Source organism: Bradyrhizobium sp. AT1, from assembly GCF_001590795.1.
In the GTDB taxonomy this organism is placed as follows: Bacteria; Pseudomonadota; Alphaproteobacteria; order Rhizobiales; family Xanthobacteraceae; genus Bradyrhizobium.
This window is the reverse complement of sequence record NZ_JXDL01000001.1, coordinates 6,636,844-6,642,164: the sequence shown is the minus strand read 5'-3', so window position 1 is coordinate 6,642,164 and position 5,321 is coordinate 6,636,844. Positions and strand designations below refer to the sequence as shown.

The following is a 5,321-nucleotide window of genomic DNA, read 5'->3' as shown; positions in this document are numbered from 1 at the left end:
GCGTCGATATAGACGTCGTCGAGCGGGACGACGTTGCCGAGGCGCTGGCCGACCGCGACGAAGTCGCCGGTGTTGACCAGGCGATTGGAGAACGTGCCGCCAACCGGCGCACGCACCGCGGTGAAGGCAAGGTCGCGCTCGGCCTTGGCGAGCGTGGTCTTGAGCTCGGCCAGCTGGGCCTGCGCTTCGGCCTGCTGCGCCTTGGCGACGTCGACGTTGCTGACGGCAACGTCGTAGGCGGCCTGTGCGGCCTTGACCGCGGCCGCGCCCTGGTCGCGCCCGGCTTCCGAGTTCTCGAAAGTGGCGCGCGAGGCAAAGCCCTTGTTGCTCAGCGCCTGCTGGCGCTCATAGTCGAGATCGGCACGCTTGAGGCCCGCCTCGGCCGAGACGAGTTGCGCCTTGGCCTGCGCCACCTGGCTGTCGAGTGCCGCGATCTGGCGGCCGATGCGATCGATGGTGGCCTGCTGGGTCGCGATCCTGGTCGCGGCGGCATCGACGGCGATCTTGTAGTCACCGTCGTCGATGCGGAGGACGACGTCGCCGGCTTTCACCGGCGTATTGTCGGCGGCGAGGATCGAGGAGATGTGGCCGGCAACCCGCGCACCCAGCATGGTGTTGTTGGCGCGGACATAGGCGTCGTCGGTGGAGATGTAGAAGCGGCCGACCAGCGTGTAATAGCCGGCATAGCTCGCAGCGGCGAGCGCGAGCACCAGACCGACGCCCATCAGGACGAATTTGCGCTTGCCGGATTTGGGAGCGCCGGCGGCTGGTGCGTCCGGCGCAGGCGCGGCCGGCTTGTCGGTCACGGGCTTCTCCGGCGCCTCAGCAGTGCGGCGCTTGGCTTCCTCGGCGACATGCGCACGCAGTTGCTCGGCATGAGGCGCGGAGCCCTCGATCGCAGCATCACTGCCCGCGCGCTCCTCCACCGCTTCCTGGCGGAGGACGCGCGCGGCCTGGTCTCTCGAAACGGCCATCAAGGCCTCCCCAAAAAAGCGCGATCAAGGAGACGCCAGGCCGCGGCCTGTTCCCCACTCGCTGATGCAAATACCATTGACCGAACGGTTCGGTCAATATACATAATAATCCCGCCCGAACCCTACTGACGAGGATCCTTTATTCGGGTTTCATGGCCGCAAACTCGACTCAAAAACCTTCCGAGACCCTGAACCAATGGTTGTAGCCGCCAGCGAACATCTGCACGTCATCCAGGAGGAGGACAGCTCCAAACGCCGCCAGATTCTCGACGGGGCCCGCAAGGTGTTCATGGATCTCGGTTTTGACGGCGCCAGCATGGGCGAGATCGCGCGGGCGGCGCAGGTCTCCAAGGGCACGCTCTACGTCTACTTCGCCGACAAGGGCGCGCTGTTCGAAGCCATCCTCGAACAGGAGGCACTCCAGCACGGCCAGGTCGTGTTCAGTTTCGACCCCGCTCGCGATGCCGAGCCCACGCTGAAGGAGTTCGGCCGGGCCTACATCCACCTGCTCTGCCGGCCCGGCGGCGGATCGGCGATCCGGACCGTGATGGCGATCGCCGAGCGCATGCCCGATGTCGGGCGCCGCTATTATGCGCGGGTGCTGGACAAGAGCATCAACCGCCTCTCCGACTATCTCAAGACTCGGGTCGCCTGCGGGGATCTCAGGATCGACGATTGCGACCTCGCGGCCTCGCAGTTCATGGAACTGTGCAAGGCTTCGCTCTTCCTGCCTTTCGTCTTCCAGGCCGCGCCCGCACCGTCGGAACAGCGCATGACCGAAGTGGTCGACAGCGCGACACGGATGTTCCTGGCGGCGTACCGGGCGACGTAGCCGCGCGTTGCGCGGGCCGGTCCGGCCGAATTATATTGCGATCATGTCCCGTGATCTTCGCCCGCCCGTCGATATCCTCCACTACGAGATCGTCCAGGAACAGGCCTCAGCGCTCGGACGGATGGGCCGCAGGCTCGAACAGGCACTAGCGCGTTTGCGCGAGTTCGACGCCGCGCACGGCACCACGGAAATTGCAGCCTCGATGCAGCAGGCCAGGCGCAAGCTGGTGATGGAAGCCGGCCAGGCGCTCTGGATGTTCGTGGTGCAGCGTGAGGCGTCCGGCTTGCGCGACAGCCGCCACATCATGCGCACCTACAACGTCCCAACCGAGGTGCAGCTCTGCATGGGGCTGGTCCCGACACCGTCGAAGCCGCCTCGATCGTAGCCCGCATGGAGCGAAGCGGAATGCAGGGACACTGTTCCCGGATTGCGCGGAGCCTGTCATCGGGCGGCGCTTCGCGCCGACCCGTTGGCTCCATCCGGGCTACTGGCAATCCCGCCTAATCGTCGGCGTAATCGTCTTCCTCGCGCTTGTGCGTCGAGCTCTTGCGGCCGCCAAGCGAACCGGTCACCGAAGGATCGCGCGCACTTGCATAGGGCCTGCGCGACTGCGCGCGCGAGGCGACCTCCTCGCCCGACACGGCGGCGGGCTGGCAGATCAAACGGCGGCTGGCGCGGCGCATCAGGTCGACGTGGATGTGATCGTAGTGATAGACGTTCGAGCCCGGCGCGAGCACGGTCGTGAAATGCGCGCAGGCGCCCGACTGCACGTCGCGCAAAAATCCCTGCTCCTCCGGCATGCCGCGCCAGCCGTCCTTCACGGTGACACGGCGGCCATCGGCGAGCACGAAGGCGGCGATGTCGAGCGCGTTGCCGAAGGCGTGCTCGGAGATGTGCGAGTGCGGATTGCCGTTCATGCCGCGGCAGGAATAGGCGGAGATCTGCTTGATCTCGGCGACGCGGACGCCGAACCAGCGCATCGCCGAAGGCTGCACGGTGTCGGCGAGCCAGCGGTCGAGCTCGGAGACGATCGGACAGGCCAGCGTCGCGGTTGGCTTGATTGCGACCGGACCGACAGCCGTGACGGGATTGCCCTGCGTCGGGCCGAGGCGCGGCAGCGGTTGCTGCGATGGCGCCTGCGAGTAAGGCGCCTGCCGGGACGGATAGCTCGGAGCATTCATGTAGCGCGCCGCGCCCGCGGCATCGGTGCCGTCGGGCGGCAGGTCGATCTCGTCCTCCTGCGCCGCCACACCGGGTGCGTTCAGCGACATCGGCCCGGACGAGGCGCCATAGCCAGCGGGCTGGCGCACCGCGCTTTCCGGATAGTTCGAGCGCTGCGGATAGGACGATGTCGGATAAGCCTGACTCTGCGGAGTATTCGAGCGCGGTTGCGTCACCGGCCACCGTGGCTGGCCGCCGATGCTGCCCGGCGGGCGCAGCTCCTCGTCGGCAAAACCGTAAGTGCCTGAAGCTTCGCCGAGAGCGGCGACCTTGAGCGGAAACTCCGCGCCGCACATGCCGGGCCCGGAGATCGGATCGATCCGGACGAGATCCGGTCCCTCCTTCACCGCGCCCGATTTCAGGCAAGCGGCTTCTGCCTCGGCCCGCCACGGTTCGCGTTCGGCCTGGAAGAAGCCGCGTCCGCAACCCGCTAGCGAAACAAGGACGATGGAGCCGACGAGATACAAACGAACTCCGCGCGTCATGCACGCACGTTCGGTGAATTTACTTAAAGACTCTTCAACACGTTGATTTCATGATTCTTTAACCATGCCGGCCGGCGCCCGCCGAGACCGCGGCAGGACTAAGCGGCAGCAAGGCTGACTTTTTCGGAAGGAGACTTTCTGTTAACCATGAGGTCGCGCGCCAAGCAGCGCGCATGGAGGGAGCGACCTCATGACGTTCGCCGGGAGACTGAGCGTAGTCACCGCGTACCTCGCCATGGCCTTCGTCGGCGCCATCGTGCTCGGCATGATCTAACCTCATCGAGCGCGTCGCACGCCGTCTCTTCCCTTCTCCCCTGTCGGAGAAGGTCGCGCGAAGCGCCGGAAGAGGGGTTCTATCGTCGCCCACCGGTGTTCGCGGAGACCAACTCCTCACGCCACTAAGCCTGGTGCAACAGCAGCGCTCATGACTAAGACCGCGCACCCCACTGCCGCGATGTCGTGACGAGTTTCTCGCGCGGCTCCTCGACCCGCGTCCAGTCGTTGCCCGAGCACCAGAAGCGGCCGATCGCGCAGGCCTCGACATAGAGCGTGCCCGAGCTCTTCAGCGTCATCCTGCCGTAATAGGTGCGTCCGCTGGAGCGACTGTAGATGCTGCCGGTCCAGACGTCGTGCGATTTCGGCTTCATGTTGACGAGCACGCTCTCGCCCCGGCTCGAGGCCTCGGTCAGCGCGAAGCCGCACAGGGCAGGTCCACATCGTTCGATCCGAACCGTGCCCTTGGCGCCGACACTCTCCCATTCGCCGAGCGGCGTATAGCCCTGCTCGTCGTCGCTATGCTCTGCGATCGGTGCCACCTGCTTGATCTCTGGCTTCACAACGATCGGCGGCTCCATGCGCGGCGGATCGAGGACGACGCTTTTCGGCGAATCGACGCGCGGCGACTCAATCCGTGGCGGACTGGGGCTCAGCGCTTCTGGTCTTGACGTCTCAGGTCTTGACGCCTCTGCTCTTGGGGCCGGCGGCGGCACAACCGGCTGCGATGTGGTCGCGGCAAGGACGGGGGCCGGCGGTGCCGCGACAAATGTCGCCGGTGCCGGCCGGGCGGGAGCAGCTGAGACCGGCTGTGGCGCTTGGGCGACCGGCGCGGGCGAAAGTGGCGCAGCCGGCCTCGCGTCGGCATTCTCTGAGGGGCCAAGACCGCGATTGGAAGAGATTGAAACGCAGGACGCGGACCGGCAACTCTTGGGCGCCTCGACGTGAAAGCGGTGGCCGCCGATCGAGAAGGAATAGGAGCCGGCCTCGGCCGCGGGCACGACCGCCATCAGTGCGATCAATGTGCCAAGCGAAATCACAAGCCGGGTCATCGGCGCCTCCTGTCGTGTCCCGATGAAACTACGCGCAACGAACCGCGGCTGAATGTGCGCTGCCTCACCCAGGCGCGCGCGAACCGTTGTGATCCCCATCACAGAACGTCTGAGAGGCCCGGCGTAGGGTCGAACCACGCTTCATCCACCAGCGACTCCGGTCCATATCGGGACCACGCAATCTTCGGAGGTTGTCATGAACAAGCTCACCATCGCCGCCACCGCGCTCTTCCTCGCCTCGACCGCCGCCGCGCATGCCGGCGGCAACACGATCTCGTTCCAGATCGAGGGCCAGCACATCCGCATCGAGACGCCGCGCAACTGCGCCTCGCTCAATTGCGTCACCATCGTCGCGCCGGGCCTGTCGGACAAGCCGATCAAGCTGAACAACATCAACCTCAAGGGCCTCGGCGGCTCCAAGGACGATGACGTCGACACCACGCCGGCTCCCGCCACCACCGCGCAGCCCGCGCCGGCTCCCGTG

Annotated in this window: 5 protein-coding genes and 1 pseudogene; 3 read left to right on the top strand and 3 right to left on the bottom strand. The window is 66.2% G+C overall.

Translation table 11 applies throughout. The annotated features are described in order from the left end of the window. A partial coding sequence (locus tag SE92_RS30840) for an HlyD family secretion protein (protein ID WP_063203852.1) occupies positions 1-974 on the bottom strand: 974 nt, incomplete at its 3' end. Between the two features lie 196 nt (positions 975-1,170). Here SE92_RS30840 and SE92_RS30835 point away from each other — a divergent pair. Together SE92_RS30835 and SE92_RS30830 are read left to right on the top strand one after the other, a co-directional pair. Next, positions 1,171-1,806: a TetR/AcrR family transcriptional regulator gene (locus SE92_RS30835; RefSeq protein ID WP_063202055.1), complete on the top strand. Its 636-nt coding sequence runs from the start codon at positions 1,171-1,173 to the stop codon at positions 1,804-1,806. Between the two features lie 43 nt (positions 1,807-1,849). Next, a complete protein-coding gene (locus tag SE92_RS30830) occupies positions 1,850-2,191 on the top strand; it encodes a DUF6665 family protein (protein WP_063202052.1) in 342 nt (113 codons plus the stop codon). A gap of 115 nt (positions 2,192-2,306) precedes the next feature. Here SE92_RS30830 and SE92_RS30825 read toward each other — a convergent pair whose 3' ends face one another. Continuing rightward, positions 2,307-3,512: an extensin-like domain-containing protein gene (locus SE92_RS30825; protein ID WP_063202049.1), complete on the bottom strand. Its 1,206-nt coding sequence runs from the start codon at positions 3,510-3,512 to the stop codon at positions 2,307-2,309. A gap of 428 nt (positions 3,513-3,940) precedes the next feature. Then, positions 3,941-4,366 (bottom strand): DUF2147 domain-containing protein, encoded by a 426-nt coding sequence (locus SE92_RS37280; protein WP_245324745.1) that lies wholly within the window; start codon positions 4,364-4,366, stop codon positions 3,941-3,943. A gap of 667 nt (positions 4,367-5,033) precedes the next feature. Here SE92_RS37280 and SE92_RS30815 point away from each other — a divergent pair. Beyond that, positions 5,034-5,321 (top strand): annotated as a pseudogene (locus SE92_RS30815) (DUF2147 domain-containing protein); the annotation flags it as partial.

What these genes read in the sequence shown, in the direction of transcription:
- SE92_RS30825 (WP_063202049.1), bottom strand. Translation starts at nt 3,512, where the DNA reads ATGACGCGCGGAGTTCGTTTGTATCTCGTCGGCTCCATCGTCCTTGTT.
- SE92_RS37280 (WP_245324745.1), bottom strand. Translation starts at nt 4,366, where the DNA reads ATGGAGCCGCCGATCGTTGTGAAGCCAGAGATCAAGCAGGTGGCACCG.
- SE92_RS30830 (WP_063202052.1), top strand. Translation starts at nt 1,850, where the DNA reads ATGTCCCGTGATCTTCGCCCGCCCGTCGATATCCTCCACTACGAGATC.
- SE92_RS30835 (WP_063202055.1), top strand. Translation starts at nt 1,171, where the DNA reads ATGGTTGTAGCCGCCAGCGAACATCTGCACGTCATCCAGGAGGAGGAC.